This window comes from Butyrivibrio sp. (assembly GCF_017635265.1).
In the GTDB taxonomy this organism is placed as follows: domain Bacteria; phylum Bacillota; class Clostridia; order Lachnospirales; family Lachnospiraceae; genus Butyrivibrio.
In genome coordinates this window covers 20,725-42,589 of the sequence record NZ_JAGBLU010000146.1, presented here as the reverse complement: position 1 = coordinate 42,589, position 21,865 = coordinate 20,725, and the positions used below count along the sequence as shown (strand labels likewise).

The 21,865-nt window shown below is 38.2% G+C and carries 17 protein-coding genes; 3 read left to right on the top strand and 14 right to left on the bottom strand.

The features are described from left to right. Positions 1-84: 84 nt before the first annotated feature. From J6O61_RS19040 to J6O61_RS19020, 5 genes are all read right to left on the bottom strand, one after another. Positions 85-327, bottom strand: a complete 243-nt coding sequence (locus J6O61_RS19040; protein ID WP_292215890.1) for a GIY-YIG nuclease family protein — start codon at positions 325-327, stop codon at positions 85-87. Next, positions 328-564, bottom strand: coding sequence for a hypothetical protein (locus tag J6O61_RS19035; RefSeq protein ID WP_292215889.1), 237 nt, complete (start codon positions 562-564; stop codon positions 328-330). A 124-nt stretch (positions 565-688) separates the two neighbouring features. Next, positions 689-2,131 (bottom strand): APC family permease, encoded by a 1,443-nt coding sequence (locus J6O61_RS19030; RefSeq protein WP_292215888.1) that lies wholly within the window; start codon positions 2,129-2,131, stop codon positions 689-691. Between the two features lie 118 nt (positions 2,132-2,249). Then, positions 2,250-2,516 carry a hypothetical protein gene (locus J6O61_RS19025; RefSeq protein WP_022773504.1) on the bottom strand — a complete coding sequence of 89 codons (267 nt, stop codon included), beginning with the start codon at positions 2,514-2,516 and terminating at the stop codon, positions 2,250-2,252. Between the two features lie 14 nt (positions 2,517-2,530). Next, entirely contained in the window at positions 2,531-4,912 is a 2,382-nt protein-coding gene (locus J6O61_RS19020) for a helix-turn-helix transcriptional regulator (protein ID WP_292215887.1), read from the bottom strand. Positions 4,913-5,113: 201 nt separating this feature from the next. On the opposite strand from J6O61_RS19020, the gene J6O61_RS19015 reads away from it, so the two are divergent. Further along, on the top strand, positions 5,114-6,673 hold the full coding sequence (locus tag J6O61_RS19015; protein WP_292215886.1) for an ABC-F family ATP-binding cassette domain-containing protein: 1,560 nt from the start codon (positions 5,114-5,116) through the stop codon (positions 6,671-6,673). A 49-nt stretch (positions 6,674-6,722) separates the two neighbouring features. On the opposite strand, the gene J6O61_RS19010 is transcribed toward J6O61_RS19015, so the two are convergent. Further along, positions 6,723-8,222, bottom strand: coding sequence for a tagaturonate reductase (locus tag J6O61_RS19010; protein ID WP_292215885.1), 1,500 nt, complete (start codon positions 8,220-8,222; stop codon positions 6,723-6,725). Positions 8,223-8,415: 193 nt separating this feature from the next. Here J6O61_RS19010 and J6O61_RS19005 point away from each other — a divergent pair, with 193 nt between their 5' ends. Together J6O61_RS19005 and J6O61_RS19000 are read left to right on the top strand one after the other, a co-directional pair. After that, positions 8,416-9,219, top strand: coding sequence for an alpha/beta fold hydrolase (locus J6O61_RS19005; protein ID WP_292215884.1), 804 nt, complete (start codon positions 8,416-8,418; stop codon positions 9,217-9,219). Between the two features lie 123 nt (positions 9,220-9,342). Beyond that, the gene (locus J6O61_RS19000; RefSeq protein ID WP_292215883.1) at positions 9,343-11,127 is read left to right on the top strand and encodes an Rqc2 family fibronectin-binding protein; all 1,785 of its coding nucleotides are present in this window, start codon (positions 9,343-9,345) and stop codon (positions 11,125-11,127) included. 134 nt (positions 11,128-11,261) lie between these two features. Here J6O61_RS19000 and J6O61_RS18995 read toward each other — a convergent pair whose 3' ends face one another. From J6O61_RS18995 to J6O61_RS18960, 8 genes are all read right to left on the bottom strand, one after another. Continuing rightward, positions 11,262-12,188 carry a DUF2156 domain-containing protein gene (locus J6O61_RS18995; RefSeq protein ID WP_292215882.1) on the bottom strand — a complete coding sequence of 309 codons (927 nt, stop codon included), beginning with the start codon at positions 12,186-12,188 and terminating at the stop codon, positions 11,262-11,264. Positions 12,189-12,374: 186 nt separating this feature from the next. Then, the gene (locus J6O61_RS18990; RefSeq protein WP_292215881.1) at positions 12,375-14,099 is read right to left on the bottom strand and encodes a hypothetical protein; all 1,725 of its coding nucleotides are present in this window, start codon (positions 14,097-14,099) and stop codon (positions 12,375-12,377) included. Between the two features lie 267 nt (positions 14,100-14,366). Then, the gene (locus tag J6O61_RS18985; protein WP_292215880.1) at positions 14,367-15,413 is read right to left on the bottom strand and encodes a M42 family metallopeptidase; all 1,047 of its coding nucleotides are present in this window, start codon (positions 15,411-15,413) and stop codon (positions 14,367-14,369) included. A 98-nt stretch (positions 15,414-15,511) separates the two neighbouring features. After that, entirely contained in the window at positions 15,512-17,173 is a 1,662-nt protein-coding gene (locus J6O61_RS18980; protein ID WP_292215879.1) for a putative polysaccharide biosynthesis protein, read from the bottom strand. An 8-nt stretch (positions 17,174-17,181) separates the two neighbouring features. Next, complete coding sequence (gene glgA, locus J6O61_RS18975; protein WP_292215878.1) at positions 17,182-18,627, bottom strand: glycogen synthase GlgA; 1,446 nt, start codon at positions 18,625-18,627, stop codon at positions 17,182-17,184. Then, a complete protein-coding gene (trpS, locus tag J6O61_RS18970) occupies positions 18,627-19,721 on the bottom strand; it encodes a tryptophan--tRNA ligase (protein WP_292215877.1) in 1,095 nt (364 codons plus the stop codon). Before trpS ends, glgA begins: the two co-directional genes overlap by 1 nt. 86 nt (positions 19,722-19,807) lie before the next feature. Then, positions 19,808-20,986 (bottom strand): cobalt-precorrin-5B (C(1))-methyltransferase, encoded by a 1,179-nt coding sequence (locus J6O61_RS18965; RefSeq protein WP_292215876.1) that lies wholly within the window; start codon positions 20,984-20,986, stop codon positions 19,808-19,810. Positions 20,987-21,254: 268 nt separating this feature from the next. Next, positions 21,255-21,566, bottom strand: a complete 312-nt coding sequence (locus J6O61_RS18960; protein ID WP_292215875.1) for a hypothetical protein — start codon at positions 21,564-21,566, stop codon at positions 21,255-21,257. Positions 21,567-21,865: the final 299 nt, after the last annotated feature.

The following is a 21,865-nucleotide window of genomic DNA, read 5'->3' as shown; positions in this document are numbered from 1 at the left end:
TCGTACTCTAAATTAATTAAATAAAGTGTACTATGTTTACTAGTACACTTGTATTCTATAACCAAATATATGTAATTGCAATACTTATTTATTTGCCAGTTTTTCTTTTTCCAAATGGGAAAGTCTTTTTAGGTGCCACTCTCTGCTCATGGCTTCTTCTTTTGTCTGAAACTTCTCATAATAAACCAATACAACAGGTAAGCGAGCCCTTGTATATTTAGCCCCCTTACCTGCATTGTGTGTCTTTATTCTCTTTTCAAGATCATTGGTATACCCACAGTAGTATGAACCATCTGCGCATCTGACAATATATGAATAAAATTCCATTTATGCTTTCATTGTTGCAAGAAATGTTGACGCGTCCGGTGAATATCCTGCAAGCTCCCATTCATCATAAAGTTCAGCCATCCTCATGCCAGAGAAACCCTTGGAATCCATCTTTAACATTGTCCAGGCATCATCAAATTCTTTCCTTCTGGCTCTGAACTCTGCCGAGCTCTTACCTGCACCGCCATTTACTTCTGTAAGGTATTCATCATTTATCATATTCTTTTTATCAGCCATTATAGGTTCCTCCTCACATGTATTGTTCTAATTTATTATACACTTATTTATACGAGCGAAAAAATAAAATGGCAAAAAAATACTGCCAAAAATGGGCAGTATTTTTAATAGAACAAATATTTTTTTATGCAGCTTTTACACCTTGTGCTTTATCCTTTTCTCTTTTTGCAATCATAGGAAGGATAACGCCAAGAGCAGTAAGAACAAGTGGTGTAATTACGTTAAGTGCAAATGTAAACGGATCTGCATCATACATTCCAAGAATACAGCTTGCTGCTGTTACTCCAAAGCACCATATTCCAAAGAAAAGAGCCACAGTCTGATTTTTTACAAATCTGTACTCAGGATTAAACTTCTCTCCGGCCTTTCTAAGTGCAATATATGCCCAGAATACCCATAGGTAACGAAGAGGCATACAAACTGAGTTAAGCTTTGTAAGCTGCTTAAGAACTACAGCTGCACCAGGAACAAATGACTGAATAAGGATAATTGCTCCTGATAATAAAGCTACAAGCTTAATACCATTTACATAAGCGCCGGCATCATTCTTTTTAAGAAGTGCTGAAGGAATAAACTCTCTTGCGTCCTCATTGTCAAGAAGCATACGAAGAGGTGCATCAATACTGATAACAAGAGTTGAAAGCTGACCGATTGCATTACAAATAGCATAAATGATAAGAAGTGTATCACCAATGTGATAATAATTACCAAGTTTCTGGAATGCCCAGTAGCTTCCGTTTGAATTATATGCGTTAAAGCTGTCTGTGCTTGCGTTGATCTCTGCAGGATCAAACATCATACCCATTGCTACAGTTCCAAGCATCGCACAAACAACAACCATTCCTGCAAGAGTAATCATTGCTCTTGGGAAGCCCTTACTTGGGTTATCAATCTTATTAACATAAGGAGAGATCTTCTCACAACCACCTACAGCAAATACAAGAATTGAAAGTGATGTAAAGTACTTAACATTGAACTGAGGAATCAGGCTCTTAACACTAAGATCAAAATTCACAAAGCCTCCCTGCGGGTTAATTGCAGGTGCAGCAAACATCATGATGATGTAAAGAATAGACATTACAAACATACTTGTTCCTGCAAGTGTTGCAAGCTTCTTAAGCGGATTAAGTCCTCTTGAAGCAACATAACAGAAAATCAAGAGAATAGCCAATGTAACAAGCTGAACAGCAAATGTTGGGAATGAATCATATTTTTCACCATTTCTGTAAACAGCCCAGCTAAGCGCCTTAAGTCCACCTGAAGACTTAGAAGCAATATAAGTAATATGGCAAGCCCAATAAGTCCAGCCTGCATAGTAAGCAACCTTAGGGCCTGTTGTGCTAAGTACCCATGAGCTTACGCCACCGCCTGATGTTTTGAAGGCAGAACCAAGCTCACCTACCATAAGTGCATATGGCACAAAGTAAAGTGCAAACATAAGCACCCAACTGAACATTACCTGTGTGCCGTTAAAATAAAGAAAACCATTTAATACATTTCCAAAACCCCATACGGTTGAAAATGCCATGAACGCTAACGTGGTCCATTTCATACGTTTTGAATCCATTTTGTAAAACCTCCATAATATCTTTACAGCAAGATTCATATTTTACTACATTAAATCCAAAAAGTCACTATTATTTTTAACGGCATATGCAACATTTTATATTACAATATAAATATCCTTACATCCCAAACACTGAAGATTTCTGGGCTTCTGCTATAAAGTCGCCATAATCCTCAACGAATTGGGCCAATCTAAAACCTGTAGTGATCGCATCGCTTCCGGAAATCTTCGAAACAGCTTTTATCAGTTCGTCATCATCTACCACTCCCTGTTCCATAAGCTTTACAATCTCTATATCCTCTTTTTTAATTCTTTTTCTTTTGTCACGAAGGCAGACCCATAACCCACAATCACGCAACAGTTCAGTTCCTATCTTCCACCTCAATTTAGTTGTGCCTCCTAACTAATTACTCCCCGATGTATCAGGCCGAGCTGAGAAGCTTTTCTTTCCGCCTCAGCTCTACCCTTTACACCAAGTTTTCGATAAACATTTTTGTTATGCTTTTTCAGTCCATCATAAGATATTCCCAGTGTCTTACAGATATCATCTGTAGGCATTCCGGCACATAAAAGTGACAAAACCTGAAATTCACGATTTGTAAGAGCTACATTATCTCTTGGTATAAACTTCAGATAATCAGGAAAACTTGAAGCCACTTTTATGCACTCATAATAAACACAATAAGCATACTCCTCCTCAATATCTCGCAGACCTCCATCTTCACGCATTTGTTTTATAAGTGGCAGAATCGCAGCCCCCTCGATTGCTACCATCCTTACAAAATGATATTCGCTGGCTTTTTTCAGCGCATCATGAAGAACCTTTTTCCAGTAAGAATCCCCTAATCGGTAAAGTATGATTGACTTAAGTATTTCATTTTCAATCCAGTACATAGTTCTGTTGTAAGAACAGAAGTACCCGGTCATGAAGTTTGTAAGATCAAAAGCCTCCTCAAGGCGATTCTCAGCAATATAACAGCGAAGTTTGACCATCTGTCTGTATCTGTCAAACGTACTAAAAGTCACCTTCGCATCAGGAATGCTACTAATATACTCTTCTATTGAATCTCCGGATCCGGCAAAAAGAGATAACCATGTGCCAAATGCTGCGATATTTCCGGAAAGCTGATCTGCATCCTCCAGCTTTGTCTTTTCCGTAAAAGAGTCAAATATTCGCTTAGCAGATGGATACTGTCCCTCAACAAGATGCTGTCTTACCTGAATTCCAACAGAGACAAAGCACATCTCTATCTTCCCACCATGAGTTGCAGCATCAAAACCATCGTTGCATCTTGTCAAAACTTCGTATGCTGACATTGTACCTTTTTCAAATCCGCTTTCGGCAAGGCACAACGTTACCAAGCCTTTTCCAAAGTCTCCAAGTATCGTCGATACAGGTTTTCCCATAAACTTTGCTATCTGAACATCATTTTTTGACCACTCGCAAAAATCAAGTCCGCCATTCATGATAGATGGCATATTTCCGGTAGCAGAAAACTCAGGCAAGACCACATCGCCGTTTTGCATCATGGTAAATACATTTTTCATGATCCCGAGTATTCCCTTGGTTCCCCTATGCGGGAGTCCTATATCCAGATAAGCAATTCTCGCTTTGGCTTCTTTTCTCAGTTCCTTACTTATCATTTTGTCATGATATAGTTCAACCAGCTTGTCGTACCACTCTTCTGACTTTTCCGGTAAAAGAATAAGACTATACAGCATACTCATTCCTGAGATTAAAACCGGTGAATTCTTGAACTCTTCTAAAGGAAGCTCAAAATAATAGTCCTTTGTCTCAACGTAGTGTCCGATTCCCGGATGTGTATTGGCATTTTTAATAAGAAGTTCTTTTACATGCCTGGTTTCTCCGGACTTCTTGTAGAATTTAAGGGCATTGGTAATATCACCATGTATCTCATAATAATATGCCGCCCTACTGAAATTCTCATTTTTTTCTTCTGTAGACCAGGTAAGATTCTGTTTCCATCGATAGTAGCCTCTTACCTCTGGTCTTATACAATACTGACCATTCTTGTCTATACTCAGCTGCGTAGTATTTTGTCTACAATACTCTATAACCTTAAAGATATCTTTATTACCAGTCAGATACTCAGCCATCTCAAGCGTAAAAGAATCATACTGACAAACACTCATGGCAAAATAAACCATTTCTTTTGGAATATGATCAAATATCTGACCGTCCCATAAAAGATACATATCAAGCCAAACAGCTATCTTCATCTCATCCGAGTATCTGACTGCGCCTTCCATTCTCATGGAATAACTGTATACCGCTCTGGGATAGCCGTGTGATGCCTCAGCCACAAGTAAAGCATCTGCAGAATTGATCTCAACGCCTCTGTCCTCAAAAAACTCGGCAACTTCTTTCTCTCCAAAAGCAAAATCCTTCTCTTGAATGCGAATAAAGCCAAGATCCATGTTCTCTGCAGCAAGATATCCCGGAACCTGCCCTCTTGTCAGCATAATGACCTGTATACCGGACGTTCTGATAAGCTTTTTAAGATATGATATAGATTTTTCCTCAGACAACCTATGTAAGTCCTCGATGATCACAACGCTTTTTCTGATAGTATCAGGCGATGGCATCTCATTTAGTTTTCCGTTTTCACAATATAAAGTAAGTGGATTCTTCCTTCGATAATAGTATTCAACAGCAGCACTTTTTCCCCATCCGCTTGCTGCAGTCATTATTACAGGAGAAAAAAACTCCTCCGCTTTTTTCAACTTTTCATACACTTTAGGAATTTTGATATACCCCATTAGATGATTCCTCCAGTCCACATCATCCAGCTCTTTCATCCGCATTTTATTGTATAGTATATGCTTCTATGAAGAAAGTACCCCAAAGGGTACTTTTAGTGTTTTTTGTTTTTTACAATAATCTTATTTTCAATTATAATAATCGTATTGCGCTCATAAATGCGTTAATAAAATATGTAAGTTTGTCAGTGAGGATATTTTATGAGTATATTAAATGTTGAACATCTTACCCACGGCTTTGGCGACAGGGCGATCTTTGATGATGTTTCTTTCAGACTTCTCAAAGGAGAACACATCGGTCTTGTTGGAGCTAACGGCGAGGGAAAGTCAACTTTCATGAACATAATAATTGGTAAACTCATGCCGGATGCAGGCACGATTGAATGGGCCAAGAATGTTAAGGTCGGCTATCTTGATCAGCACGCTGTACTTAAAGAAGGCATGACCATCAGGGATGTCCTTTCTTCTGCCTACGAGCCTTTATACGACATGGAAAAAAGAATGAATGAGATCTGTAACGCCATGGGGGACGCAGATGAAAAGCAGCTTGAAGAATATATGGAAGAGCTTGGCACAATCCAGGATCTTTTGACCAATCACGACTTCTATCTCATCGATTCTAAGATTGAAGAGGTTTCAAGAGCTCTCGGATTTCTTGAGCTTGGTCTGGACAGAGATGTTACAGAACTTTCAGGTGGTCAGCGTACAAAGATTCTTTTAGGAAAACTTCTTTTGGAAAAGCCTGATATTCTGCTTTTAGACGAGCCCACTAACTACCTTGATGCCGAGCATATCGTATGGCTCACAAGATACCTTCAGGAATACGAGAATGCCTTTATTCTCATATCTCATGATGTTCCATTCCTCAACAACGTTGTCAACATCATCTATCACATGGATGGTCAGACACACAGTCTCGACAGATATGTAGGTGATTACGACAAGTTCATGGAAGTCTATGAAGCTAAAAAAGCTCAAAGAGAGGCAGCCTACAACCGTCAGCAGCAGGAAATCGCAGAGCTCAAGGATTTTGTTGCCAGAAACAAAGCCCGCGTAGCCACAAGAAATATGGCCATGGCCCGTCAAAAGAAACTTGATAACATGGATATCATAGAAAAAATACAGGAGAAACCAAAGCCTGAATTTTTCTTTAAAACCGCAAAGACGCCAAGCAAGTTTCTGTTTGAACTAAATGATCTTGTAATCGGCTACGATACACCTCTTTCAAAGCCTTTAACTCTTGCTATTGAGAGAAATACATTTGTAGTACTTACAGGCGCAAACGGAATCGGAAAAAGTACTCTCCTAAAGAGCATCCTTGGCATCATTCCTCCAATTTCAGGAAAGGTTACAAGAGGCGAAAATGTTGCTATAGGATATTTCGAACAGGAAATGTCTCCTAACATCGAAACAACCTGTATGGAAGAAATATGGAACGAATTCCCCGGATTTTCACAGTATGAAGTCCGCTCCGCTCTTGCAAAATGCGGTCTTACCACCAAGCATATCGAAAGTAAGTGCAAAGTCCTTTCCGGTGGTGAGCAGGCCAAGGTCCGACTCTGCAAACTCATGAACAGAGAATCTAATCTTCTGGTTCTGGACGAGCCTACTAACCATCTTGACGTAGATGCAAAGGATGAGCTCCACAGAGCACTCAAAGAATATAAAGGCACAGTTCTTATGGTCTGCCACGAGCCTGACTTCTATTCAGACCTTGCTACCGAAGTAATTGACTGCTCCAAATGGACAACAAGAGTCTGATATTATTACATAAAAAAACGCCTCGCAATGAGGCGTTTTTTATTATGTATTAAAGGCAACTAGCGTATGCTTTCTCTGCGCCTTCTGTATGAATCTTCTTAAGGTCTGCAATAACAGCATCTGTAAGACCATCAATCTTGTTAAGGTCCTGATCCCACATTTTCTCATTAGAAAGAACAGCCTTTACAAGGTCTTCTTCTGAATCATTTCTGTGATCATAGAAGAACTCAAGAGCCCATCTGTCATCACTTACTGTGTATGTATTGCCTGCCGGTCTCTTACATACAAGTCCTGCATCTGTAAGTTCCTGTACATCGTTTGAATAGAATGCGATGTATGCTGCAAGTGACATTGTAAGGCAAACAGGAAGCTTTCCATTTTTCTCAATGTACTGAAGGAATGATGGCATATTTCTAGCCTTCCACTTACTTGTTGAGTTAAGTGAAATAGACATAAGCTCATGATTAACAAAAGGATTGTTGAATCTATCCTTAACTGCAGCTGCAAACTGGTTAAGATCATTCTCATCAAGGTGGTCAACAAGTGTAGGGATAACCTCTTCGTTAAGCATCTTGTTCATGAAACCGGATACATTATCATTGTGCATACAATCACGAACAATATCAAATCCTGCAAGATAAGCACCAAGAACAAATCCTGTGTGAGCACCGTTCAGGATACGAACCTTTCTGTGCTTGTATGGCATAACATCAGGTACAACGTGAACATTTACTCCTGCTTTCTTAAATGGAAGTCTGTCCTCAAGTCCTTCCGGTCCTTCGATAATCCAAACACCAAAAATCTCTCCCACATCAATGAGTTCATCATGGTATCCGTTCTCTTCCTCAAGCTTTTCTACTTCCTTAGGATCACGGATTCTTCCCGGAACGATTCTGTCTACAAGTGTTGAGCAGAAAATATTGTCATTGTTTACCCAAGTCTTGAACTCTTCTCCAAGGTTCCACTGGTCAATGTACTGGTTAACGCACTTTAAGAGCTCTTTACCGTTGTTGTCGATAAGCTCGCATGAAAGAACAACTACACCCTTCTTACCAGCCTTAAATCTTGTGTAAAGAACCTGTGTAAGCTTTCCAGGGAAGCTGTTTGCAGGAACATCCTCAAATTTGCATGAAGGATCATATGCAATACCTGCTTCTGTTGTGTTAGATGCAATGATGTCAAGGTCATCACTTGCTGCAATTTCCATCATTCTGTCAAAATCAGCCTTATCATATGGGTTAAGGCATGAATCTACAGCTGAGATAACTCTCTTTGCATCTACCTTCTGTCCGTTCTCGCTTCCACGAAGGTAAAGTGTATAAAGACCTTCCTGCTTGTTGACAAGCTCTGTAAGTCCCTGTGCAATTGGCTGTACAAGAGCTACCTTGCCGTTAAAGCCAGCCTTTTCATTGCTGATGTCAAAGAAATAATCAACGAATGCTCTGAGGAAGTTTCCTTCACCGAACTGGAGCACCTTTACAGGCGCATCCTTAAGAACGTAACCTGTGTAGCCCGATTTTTCAAGTACATCATAGTTTAATAATTCCATTACCCATATCCTCCTAAAAATGTAAGCTCTTACATTTGTTCTAAAAATGAATTTTTACACTTATTGTTATACCACAGGAATGTAAGCGTTTACAATACCTATTTTTTCTTTTTATTTTTTATTTTCGAAATATGGAAGGTACATAAATTGTGATATGATAAAAAGTACAATAATCACGTGAGGGGAACAATAAATGGCAGAATTAAGTAAGGTTATAACACCTGATTTTTCAATGAACTTCTTCAAATTCGGCACCGGAATAAACACATTGGTTATAATTCCGGGCCTTAGTATTCAAAGCGTAATGGGAGCAGCAAATGCAGTTGAAGCCGAATATTCTTCAAGAATAAAAGACAACTTCACTATTTATGTATTCGACAGACGAGAAGCCATTCCTGAGAACTATTCTATCCACGAGATGGCCTATGACACGATAAAAGCAATCAAAGAGCTGGGGTTAAAAGACATTTCTCTGTTCGGTGCTTCTCAAGGGGGAATGATCGCGATGGTCATGGCCATTGAATATCCCGATCTTATAAAGAAGCTTGTCCTAGGCTCGACCTCTTCTCATATTAAGCCAGAACAGACCAAAGTAATTGAAAAATGGATATCTCTGGCCGAAAAAGGCGATGTTCACGCTCTATATCAGAGTTTCGCAAAAGAAATATATCCTGAAAGAATTTACGATGAATATAAAGACCTTTTTTCTGACATGAGTAATGCAGTAACTACAGCAGAGCTAAATAGATTTATAATACTTGCAAAATCAATCCTGGGCTTTGATATTTCTGATGATTTAAAAAAGATACAGTGCCCCACTTTAGCAATCGGATCTTATGAAGATGCGGTACTTGATTCCGATGCGACAATGGAAATCGCCGAGAATCTGGACTACAGACAGGATTTCAGACTTTATATGTATATCGGTTATGGACATGCTGCCTATGACACAGCTCCTGATTACAGAGACAGAATGTATAAATTCCTTATGAATTAAAACAAAAATCTGTATATTGTTTGTATGGCAAAAAAAATTAGTGTAAAATCTTATCCAAGGCTTATCTGTAGACAGAAAGTCTTGGATATTTTTAGCAAAATATATTAGCGAGGTTTTACCAAAATGGCATTTGACGGAATAACTATTGCAAACTTAACTAAAGATTTTAGCGATTACCTGGTTGGTGGTCGTATATATAAGATCGCTCAGACAGAAAGCGACGAGCTTTTTATTACTGTAAAACTTTCCTATGAAAATGCGGACAAGTATGGCATAAAGCAAAAAAGACTTGTATTGTCATCCGACGCTTCTCTTCCACTTGCCTACATGACAGATGACAATAAGAATTCTCCAATGACAGCTCCGAATTTCTGCATGCTCCTTAGAAAACACATCCAGAACGGCCGCATTGTATCAGTAACTCAGCCCGGAGGCCTCGAGAGAGTCATCCGCTTTGAAGTCGAACATCTGGATGAAATGGGCGATCTTAGGCATAAAGTTCTTTTGATCGAGATCATGGGAAAATATTCAAATATTATTTTTACGGATGAAAATAATGTAATAATTGATTCAATCAAGCACATTCCAGCATCTGTAAGCTCTGTAAGAGAGGTTCTTCCGGGAAGAGAATATTTTGTCCCTTCACAGGAAAAAATAAATCCTCTTACTACTACGGCTGATGAATTTTCCAGTGCTGTCTTAAGCAAAGGGATGCCTATTTTTAAGGCTATCTACTCAAGCTACACAGGTCTTTCGCCTATAGTATCGCAGGAAATATGCTATAGATCAGGAGTTGATGCTGATAAATCAGCAATCGCCCTTGAAGCAGCTGAAGGTGCAAAGGTCTACAGAGCTTTCGATGAAGTGATGGAACTTGTAAGATGCGGCAATTTTTCTCCTTCCATAATCTATTCGGGTGATGTGCCAAAAGAGTATGCTTCTATTCCGCTCACTATCTACGAAGCTGAGCCTTCCACCTACAGAGCATTAAATGTTTCTGATATATCTACACTAATTGAACAATACTATGCTGAAAAAAATGTCTATACAAGGATCAGACAAAAGTCTTTTGATCTCAGAAAAATTGTACAGACTGCCCTTGAAAGGAATGTTAAAAAGCTTGATCTTCAGACAAAACAGCTTAAAGACAGCGAAAAAAAAGATAAATACAGAATTTACGGAGAGCTTTTAACCGTATACGGATACAGCGCAGAGCCGGGAGCAAAAAGCATAACAGTCAACGATTACAATACCGGTGAAGATGTAACAATTTCTCTTGACCCTACTCTAACTCCAAGCCAGAATGCAAAAAAATATTTTGATAAATATACCAAGCTTAAGCGCACTGCTGAAGCTATGGATGAGCAGATAAAAGAAGTTTCTGAAGCTGTCGAGCAGCTTGAATCAATAGAAAGTGCCTTGGAAATTGCGCAAAATGAGGCTGATCTTGCTCAAATAAGAAAAGAACTTGTTGAAAGCGGCTATATCAAATCACATCCAACAGCTAAAAACGGACGAAAAGAAAAGATAACAAGTAAACCATTTCACTATATCAGCAGTGACGGATTTGATATTTATGTTGGAAAAAACAACTACCAGAACGACGAACTAACCTTTAAGACAGCAAACGGTGGTGACTGGTGGTTTCATGCAAAAAAAATAGCCGGCTCACACGTTGTTCTGATCACCGGCGGAAAAGAAGTTCCTGACAGAGCCTTCGAAGAGGCTGCTGCTCTTGCCGCATTCTATTCAAAGGGCAAAAATCAGGAAAAGGTAGAAATTGACTATTTAAAACGAAAAGATGTCAAAAAGCCCGGCGGTGCAAAACCGGGATTTGTTGTATACTACACTAACTATTCCATGGCAATTGCCCCCGACATTTCTTCGCTAAAGCTTGTAAGTGAATAATTACACTTCTTCACTAATTTAGATTTTTTACTTATAAACCACTTCAAGGCTCACTCATGATTTATGAAGCTATTACCGGATAATTCATTTAATGTACTGTTAGCTTAGACATTATTTCAGGATTATCCGGTATATCATATACATTTCTGATATACTCTGTATTTTCGTGCAAAGCCAATAGGATTATAACTTTCCTTGGCATGTCGAAGTCCCTCTAGGCCCATATCATCCTCTCTATTGACTATTTGGGCATCTTCATAAGAATTCAAAAGAAATTGCTGATTCATAACCTGATAGATACCCGGAATATCGGAATTTCCCTTCTCAATACTTACAACCACCATTTTTTCACGGCTGTTGTAAGATCCAATGGCAAAAGCCTCAAGAACTTCGTCAATAAAGATTCCACCTATTCTAAACGTTACTTTGTCACAGTTCCGCAGCATATCTATCACTCCGTCTTTCTCAATGATAAGAGTAGCTTCGCTGTCAACACCTTCCGAAAGTCTGATTTCAACCCACTTTTTCATGAACTCTTCAAGGAAATATTCATCAACACAACAAAGTGTCTTATATTCCCATCTTCCCTCGTAATCCTTCATGAATTTATTTATTAGATTTCTTTTCTTCTGAAATTTCTTTCCCGGAAGTTTTCTTAATTCTTCCGCATCATACAAATAATCCTTAAGATCAGACTCTTCTTCTACAACAAAATTATTATCATCAAAAAGATTCAGTGAATTTAGAGCCTCTTCATCAGCAAGAGCTATCCGTAATGGACTTTTTAACTCCTCATTAAAATAATCCTTTAAAAGCCCAAAATACTCTGACAGTTTTTCTTCTCTGCAATATGGCATTGCAGCAAAATATCCCTTTTCATCATGCATCAAAATTAAAGCTGCTTCATCCTCTATATAAATCTGTGTGTTATAAAGATCTTTCCAAATATACGTATCAAGTACAGTACTATCACACGTCCTATTATCCCTTAGAGAATATATCCGGGCCAATTTGGCAGATTCTTCAAATACCGGTCTATGAAATGATATTTTTCTATCCATAAAATTATTGCTCCTATAATTAAAAAGCTTAACTCACTTGCACTATTATATTGTGCACAACCTATGATAATATCAAATATCTTTGTTGTCAATATTCAATACAATTCTGCACAGAATTATAAAATACGCAACACAAAAGTGCCTCCGGAAAATATTCCGAAAGCACTTTTTTATTTTAAAGAAATATTATTTTGCAAAAATAGAATTAAGGTACATAAATCCGCAATATCCATTTTCATCAACAAGGCTGCTTACATCATATCCTGCTGGAATTGTTACAGAATAGTTTTCTGTACCGGTCTTATCCTTAGGAAAAACAATCTGAACTGATACATCAGGTCTTGTAGCAAGAGCATCAACCATTGCCTTATCAAGGCATGAGCACATAGCTGTCTCAAGGATTACTGTCGCATCCTGTGGAGCCTCTGTAACAGTCTTGATGAATGCATTCTTGTACTCAATGGCTGTAAGATTTCCGGCAGAAACCTTAACGATCTTGGTTGCTTCTACAGGCACATTTGAAGCTTCCTCTCCAATGTAAGCGCCGAGTACTGTAGGAAGCGCATTTGCTCCATTTGGAGTTACTGTAAATTTAGCAAATATAAATGGTTCTGAAGGAGCATCTGCTTCTGTGCGCGGCTCTTCATCGTTTACATTTTCATCTGTGTTTTCAGCAACTATTCTGCCGCCGATAAGATGAGCTTTAATGGTAACGCCACCCTTATTATTATCAAGAGTGATCTCATATACGCCGTTTCCAAGATCAGTTACTGTTACATTATCACCTGCTGTAACTGAATAGCCTTCCTGAACCGCAACTTTAATAGCTGAATTTACAGTCATTGTGATAATATTTGAATCATTATCTACAACCTGCTTATCTGTTACTGATGAGCTCATATATGCTGTATAATTCTTACCTGAAATATATTTAATAACATTTTCATCTTCATCATCATGCTTGATAATATACTGAATATTATTTTTAATATATTCTTCAACATCTTTGCTGATATTCTCATCTTCCGTTATTACACTGACAAGGTTTGTATCATCAGTAATCTCATATACAACGATATTAGGAAGCTTACTTGTAATATCTTCGAAAGTGTCACCACTTTTAGTTGTAACTTCAATTGCTGAATTATCCTTAGAATCTGATGTATCAGTTAAAGTTCCAAGAAGCTTTACCTGACCATTATCAGAAGATGAAGTCTCGTTAATGACAATACCATTTTCAGTATATGACACGGTTCCTTCTACAAGGACATTTGAATTATTCTGCATGTCAATAGCTGTAGAACCGGTAACATCTCCGTAAACCTTAGTGGTTGACTCTCCTTCTGCTATAATAGCAGTTTTTTCTGCTGTTACATTTCCTTCGCTGCCATCCTCAGAGGTATCACCAATAGTCATAGTGGCATTTGAGCCAGATGCTTTGATTCCATTACCGTTTGATGTAACATCACCATTGATTGTAACAGAAGAATTCTTAAAAACTTCAGCGGCACTATTAGTAGTCTCAGATTTTCCTTCTTTATCAAGTGATGTTAAATTGGGAGATGATACATCACCATTTACAGTTACTTCTCCACCATTGATAGCACCAACTGTTCTCCAATAATCAGACTGGTTCTCTACTTTACCATCCACATTTACAGTTAAATCAACATTCTCCCCATCGGCATATACAGTAGACCATGCGGTTTTGCCACTATCTGTTACTAAATCTTCCGAATATGATTCAACTATTGGATCAATTTCTTCTTCTGTCTGAATCCATGTTTCATCATTTCTTGCTGGAACAGTTGCCGGATCCCCATCCGCTGCGAATGCAGTAAGTGATGCGCCGAATACTACAGACATTGCCATAGTAACGGCTGTTAAATTGATTAGTGCTTTTTTATACATTTTTCTCCTCCAATTACTAAAAAGTACAAAAAGAATTATATAAAAACGTACAAAGTCGCACCATGTCTAAATCGGCTAAATTTTTTCCGCTATTTTGCAATAAATGAAAATTAAATTACAAAAATATTGAAATTTTTATGAAAATTTTGTTAAAATTTCATCTATATTTTTTGATTTTTTTGCGTTTCCCAAAAAGAAAACCGGCTATGTTATGCCAATCGCATAAAGCAAGCCAGTTTCCATTTTGTGCATATTGTTAAATAAAAATCAAAGAGAATACTGTATGAGAAGTCTTAAGGTATTCTCTGCACCATCACGATGGCTGCGCTCATAACCGTGAGATGCATAAACGCCGGCACCGATAAGACCGTGCTTGATATCGTTTCCTGAACGAAGGGTTGCTTCCACGTCACTACCGTAGTGAGGATAAATATCTACTGCATAATCTGCTCCGCTATCCATTGCTGCCTTTATAAGCCCCTGAACTATATCGTAGCTGTATGGTCCACCACTGTCCTTGGCACAGATAGATACCTGTTTTTCTGTACAGGTGAGGCCATCACCAACACATCCCATATCTACTGAAATTGCCTCTGTACACCCTTTAGGTACACTGCTGCTTCCGCCATGTCCTACTTCCTCAAATACAGTTATATGAGCATAAAGAGCTCTCTTAGGGATTATTTTGTTATCCTTTATATATTTCGCCAGTCCCAACAAAATGCCTACGCTGAGCTTATCATCAAGGAATCTTGATTTGATATATCCTGAATCTGTTACTCTGACATTTGGTTCAAAGCAGACAAAATCACCAACTGAAATCCCAAGTTTCTCAGTATCTTCTTTTGTCTTAACATCTTCATCCAGCACAACTTCACAATTTTCCCATGTACGCTTAGTATCGTCGTAGTCTCCATTTACATGAATAGAAGCATTATTAAGCTGGAACGTTCCTTCATATACACCGTTAAATTTTGTAACAACACGAACATTTTCAGTCTCCGCATTATTTGGGTTCATTCCGCCAAGGTTTGTAAGCTGAAGTCTGCCATTTGACTTAATGGTTGCAACCATTCCTCCAAGGGTGTCTGTATGTGCTTCCAATAAGAGACCATTCTCTTTTTCTTCTCCTGTAAGATCAACTATTACACCGCCCTTATTTGTCAGCTGTGCCTTAAAGCCAAGCTTTTCAAATTCGTTCTTTACCCAGTTTGCGGCTTCTTTAGTATATCCTGTCGGAGAATCGATGTTTAAAAGATCTGATGTCTCTTTTACTATAAAATCCGTATACTTTTTCAAGTTTTCTTTTTTCATTTAGTCTCTTCCTCCTATAGTTACCGGATTCATATCCAAATAGTGCTATTTATTGAAATTATTATAGTAAATCCGTATGTCTTTGTAATATTATCCCATCACAAGAGTTTAATTTTCTTTAAAAGTCCAGCTATAGCTGTACCCTTAGGAAATCTCTTGATGTCTTCTTCTGATGCTCCGCCTGACTTTATAAGAACTGCAAAATAAACAAATGAAGCAACAAAAACAGCAATCATCGTTGCAAATAGATTAACAAAATAATCATTGCCGACAAAAAATCCAAATAAAAGCTCAAAAAGCTCATACACTCCAAAAGCAGCAATTCCCATAGCTACAGCTGAAACTGATGGGTAAAGATATGTCTTTTTCAGGTCATAAAATACCGGAAGATGTTTATGCATCACTACATTGTTAAGTACACACATCATGAATGAATACACTACAGTCACAATACAAAGCGCAACATCTCCAAGATTCGTATATATCAATAGTACACTCAAAAGTACTGTCTGAACGATAAGTGCTACAAATGCGTTAATCACAGGGAAATTCACTTTGCCTATTCCCTGCAAAACCGCATTGGTAACAGTAGATAAAGAATAGAACACTACTGTAATAGCCAAAAATCTTAATAGCATAGATGCTTCATCAAGGGAAGCTTTTTGCGGGAAAAGAATCATCATAACAGGTCTGGCCAAAGCAAACAGTCCCACGGCACAAGGAATAGAAATCATAAGGATAATCCTTGTCACCCTCGAAACTGTACTTCCTGCCCCTTCTATGTCACCTTTTTCGAAAGTTGTTGATACTTCGGGGATCATGGCAGATGCCGCGGCACTTGCAAGAGCAATCGGAAGATTGGTGATAACCATGGCCTTTCTGTTAAAGATTCCATACATATAGGCAATTGTGCTTTCATCAACGTTCTTTACATGCATAAGGATTCTGCTAAATAATGTGGAATTAAGAAATGTCGAGATATTATAAATACAAGTGCTTAAAATAAATGGTGTAACAATCAAAAAAATCAGTTTGAAAATTTCCTGATTTGTCATTACATCATGAGTATCTTTCTGAATCCTTTTCTTGATATTATCTCTGTTGACACTATATACAAAGAGCATAAACAATAGTGCTATCAAGACTCCGGCACCGGTACCAAGAGAACTTCCTATAGCGCCATATACTGCTCTTTTGGTAGTATCTTCTGTTCCTGCGAGATTTGTAAGAAAAAATGCTCCCCCAACACTTACCAGTGCATTAAAAATCTGCTCAAGAAGCTGTGAAACAGAAGTCGGAATCATTGTCCTATGCGCCTGAAAATAACCACGAAGAACACCTAAAAAGCCAAATATAAATATCGTTGGGGCAAAAAATCTAAGGACTGTTGCTGATCTTCCGGCAACTAAGATATCTGCAGCAAAAAAAAGAATAAGACTTCCTATTCCTCCAACAACAGAAACATAAATAATTGCACATTTAAAAATTCTATGGGCATTTTTATATTCTTTTACAGCAAGTTTACCTGAAATAATCTTGGACATAGCAGATGGTATGCTATATGAAGATATAAGAAGAACGATGGTATATACCGCATAAGCTGCTGCATAATAGCCATTTCCTTCGTCGCCGATAATAGCAGCCAGCGGACTACCATATAACAGGCCGATAATTCTTGAGATTATACCTGCAATCGCAAGAATACCAGCCTGCTTAAAAAGATTCTTTTTTGAATTATTTTCGTCAATACTACTTTTCATAAATTAGGTCAAGGTCGTAGCCAATCGTACATCTCCTGATATTTTTCTGCGGAAACTTTCCAAGAGAAGTCAACTGCCATAGCTCTGTCTATCATCTTGTTCCATTCACGCTTCTGGTCATAAAATACATGCTCTGCTTCTCTTATAGTACCCAGCATCTCATGAGCGTTATAGTTCAGGAATCCAAATCCCGTACCCGTACTCTCAAACTTATTGTATGGCTCTACTGTATCAATAAGACCACCGGTCTGTCTTACAATCGGTATTGTACCATATCTGAGAGCCATTAACTGAGAGAGTCCGCATGGCTCAAATAACGAAGGCATAAGAAATACATCTGCCGCTGCATATATTTTGTGTGACATAGGTTCTGAATAATAGATATTGGCAGAAACCTTGTCATTATACTTCCAATCAAAGTGCCTGAAAGAATTCTCATACTGTTCAGAGCCGGTACCAAGAACAACCAGCTGAATTGCATCCCGGCAAAGCTCATCAAGAACGTAGTTGATAAGGTCAAATCCCTTCTGATCCGTAAGTCTTGAAACAATACCGATCATCATGCACTTATCATCTTCTTTAAGACCAAGCTCTTTTTGAAGAGCACGTTTATTCTTGACCTTTTCCTTTCGGAAATTGATCTCATTGTAGTTATAAGGAATATATTTGTCAGTGGCTGGGTTAAATTCATCATAATCAATTCCGTTTACAATGCCCCTTAAATCCCCTGCTCGTGCACGAAGAAGGCCATCCAGCTCCTCTCCGTAAAACTGAGTTTTTATCTCTTCAGCATATGCCTTACTAACTGTAGTGATTGCATCTGAATAAACAATACCACCCTTAAGAAGATTAGCATCTTTATACAACCCAAGCTTATCAGGTGAGAAATAGTAATCAGGAAGTCCGGTTATATCCTGAACAGTCTTGATATCCCATTTTCCCTGGAACTTAAGGTTATGAATTGTCATGATTGCTTTGATTCCTCTGTAGAATTCACTACCCTGGAACCTTTCTTTTAAATAAACAGGCACAAGACCTGTCTGCCAGTCATGACAATGGATGATATCAGGTCTAAAATCAATTACAGGCAAAATTGAAAGAGCTGCTTTGGAAAAGAAAGCAAACTTCTCAATTTCAAATATTACATCATCTCCATAAGGCCGCATTCCATTAAAATAGAATTCGTTATCAATGAAATAATACTTAATTCCATCAACCTCTGCCTTAAATATACCAACATACTCATTTTTCCAATGAAAATCCATATAAAAGTTGGATATATACTCCATCTTCTCTTTCATCTGTTGGTTTATACATTTGTATAACGGCAATACTACACGGACATCAAAGTATCTCTTATCAATATTCTTGGGAAGTGATCCGACAACGTCTGCCAAACCACCGGTTTTGATAAAAGGTACACCTTCAGAAGCTACAAATAATATGTTCTTCATTAGTCAACTGTCTCCTCATATTTTGCAGATTGCATAGCTATAAGTTCTTTATCGTCAAAGTAGTTGATTTTCATTGCTTCTTTTACGTCAGCAAGTGTCTGAGCCGCAACTTCTTCAGCTACTTCGCTTCCCTTTTTAAGAACATCGTACACATATGGAATGTCTTTCTGGAATTCTTTTCTTCTGTTCCTGATAGGCTCAAGCTCAGCCTGAATAACATTGTTTAAAAACTTTTTAACCTTAACATCTCCAAGACCGCCTTTAGCATAATGGTCTTTCATTTCCTGAAGACACGAATACTCAGGAGCAAATTCAGCAAAATGTTCATCCCTGGCAAAAGCATCAAGATAGATAAACACAGGATTACCTTCAACCTGTCCGGGATCCTCAACTCTGATGTGATTAGGATCTGTAAACATGCTCATTACCTTTTTCTTGATAGAATCGGGCTCTTCCGAAAGGTATATGCAGTTACCAAGTGATTTACTCATTTTGGCTTTGCCATCAATACCGGGAAGACGAAGGCATGCTGCATTATCAGGTAAAAGAATCTCCGGCTCAACAAGTGCTTCGCCGTAAACCGAATTAAACTTTCTTACAATTTCCTTGCACTGTTCAAGCATTGGCTCCTGATCCTCTCCAACAGGAACTGTTGTAGCCTTAAAAGCTGTGATATCAGCTGCCTGACTGATAGGGTATGTAAAGAATCCAACAGGAATGCTTGTTCCAAAATTTCTCATCTGAAGTTCCGACTTAACAGTAGGGTTTCTCTGAAGTCTTGAAACTGTTACCAGATTCATATAATAAAAAGTAAGCTCTGTAAGCTCTGGTATCTGTGACTGTATAAACAGCGTTGATTTTGCAGGATCAAGTCCGACTGACAAATAATCAAGCGCCACTTCTATAATATTCTGACGAACCTTCTCCGGATTGTCAGCATTGTCCGTAAGTGCCTGAGCATCAGCAATCATGATAAAAATCTTGTCGAAATCCCCCGAGTTCTGAAGCTCTACTCTTCTACGAAGTGATCCTACATAATGTCCGACATGGAGCTTACCTGTAGGACGATCCCCAGTTAAAATAATCTTACTCATTTCAAAAAATATCTCCTCGCAAAACTAATATCTCTTTTAGTACAATATACGATTTTAAACGTATCTCGCCGTATTCCTATAATACATTATTTTAGCTTTAGTGACAATGCGTATTGTTCCTGTGAAACCTTTGTTAAAACATTTTTTGTATCTAAAGTCTGACCAAGAAGACCAAACTCTTTTGAAAAAAGAGCCACCCCAAATCGCATCTTTCCGCGGCTTCTGTTTTTCACGTTGTCATGGATTGCTCCCATGATGCTGCCAAGAACCTTGTCTCTGATTCCCCAGCTCGTCAAAAGAGCCAGTATTTCATCGGTTGTATCGCATTTCATTACTGTTCTTACCTGACTTGACATGCCACCGACTATAGCGGTATGAGCTGCAAATATCTCTCTTCTTCCGTCAGACGAAAATGAATTGGTGTTCATGATTCCTGCAGCCAGCTTGACAAGCTTACCTGCATTTCCAACAAGTAAAAGATTTTCAACTCCGGATTCCAGTGCAATATCTATCGCATCTCCCGGATAATTATAACATCTGACTGCTGTTGTGAGAGGTATATGAAGGCTTTCTCTAATCTTATCGGCACAATAGTCCCCGGGACTTATAAGAATACTCTTTACACCGGCCGTGGTCTGAAATTTTATCTGTTTTTCAATAGATAAAATAATATCTCTTTGATGGATCTTGGAAATAGTTCCATAATCGCCCACTATAGAAATTCCACCCATGAAAGTATTCTGACCTGTTGAGAGTTTGGCTGCAATCATCATACCCGACGGACAGCTTACAGTAATAAGAAGAAGCTGAGCTCCATCGGAAACCTCACAGGCTTCTGCAACTGCGTCAAAAATAAGTTTTCTGGAGCCATGTTCAATCAGCGCCTGTCCCCTTAAAACGTCGTCCGTGTCATAGGCTGCGCTTGCAATTCCTTCACCGCCGCACATAAACAAATTGCCATACCTGATATCAATATGAGCATTCTCACTCACATTATAAAAATCAGATATACGGGAAACCGTTACATAAATTTCAGCTTTATCCTTTGTATTAGGAGCCACTCCATCTTCCATAACAGCATAAAAACAAGCCTGTCTGTCATTGCATGAATTTTCATCCTTAAAAACAGGAATTCTTCGGGAGTTTCCGCCATGATTTATCGTTACAAAATCATAGTTTATCCTAAAAAGCAAGCAAACTGCTGCAGCTCTCGCAGCTGCAGCAGCACAATCACCTGAAGTTAACATATTTAAAGGTTTATCCATAGACATTACCCCTCTTATATAATGATAATACTTCAAGATAAAATAAACTATATTTCGTTAGCAAATTATTTATTATTTCGATTTACTTTATTTTTAATTTATAAATCGTACACATTTTGTCCAAATTTAGCATTTAATATATATCCTATCAGAAGAAAAACTTCTGACTCCCCCAACAAAACTTTTTTCATACCGGGTCGATCGGCTCCCCACTGGTCGACCCCTCCTCCCAAAAATAATCCACCTCAAGGGTGGTTATTTTTTTGTCTTAAGCTGTGAGAGCTTCTGATTCTTTATTCTTTTCTGCTTCTTCATCTAAAGCTTCATGATTATCATCAGTTCCGATCATGTCAGACTTTCTTGGTGCTCTGACTCCGAAACTTCCTGTGTATCTTATGTCTTTAAGAAGTTTTTTTACATTCTTTATTGTTTTATTTATGTCATCAGCACTGACACAAATCACAGTCGGAACTCCGCTTCCGTTAAATTCAACGCGAAGTCCTGAGTCTTTTAATGTTTTAAAAGCCTTTAACTTGTCTGTTGTACTGATCTCTTCGAGTTCTTTTTCATTTTTTGCCATATCTTGTACCTCACTTTTTACTAAACACAATATAACACAATTTATATTTTATTTCAAACGTCTGTTCTAACACTTTTGCACAATTTTATGCTTTTTATTTCGTTGATTTTTTATATCAAAATACTGTTAAGATTTCGCTTACTCCACCGATATATGTATTGAGAATAAAAATTCTCACTCCCCCAACAAAACTTTTTTCATACCGGGGCTGCTAATCTCCCCAATTAGCAGCCCTCCTCCCAAAAAAATCTTGTGAAGCAAAAAGAGACGATTCCCTCGTCTCTCTTTTGTTGTCCCAA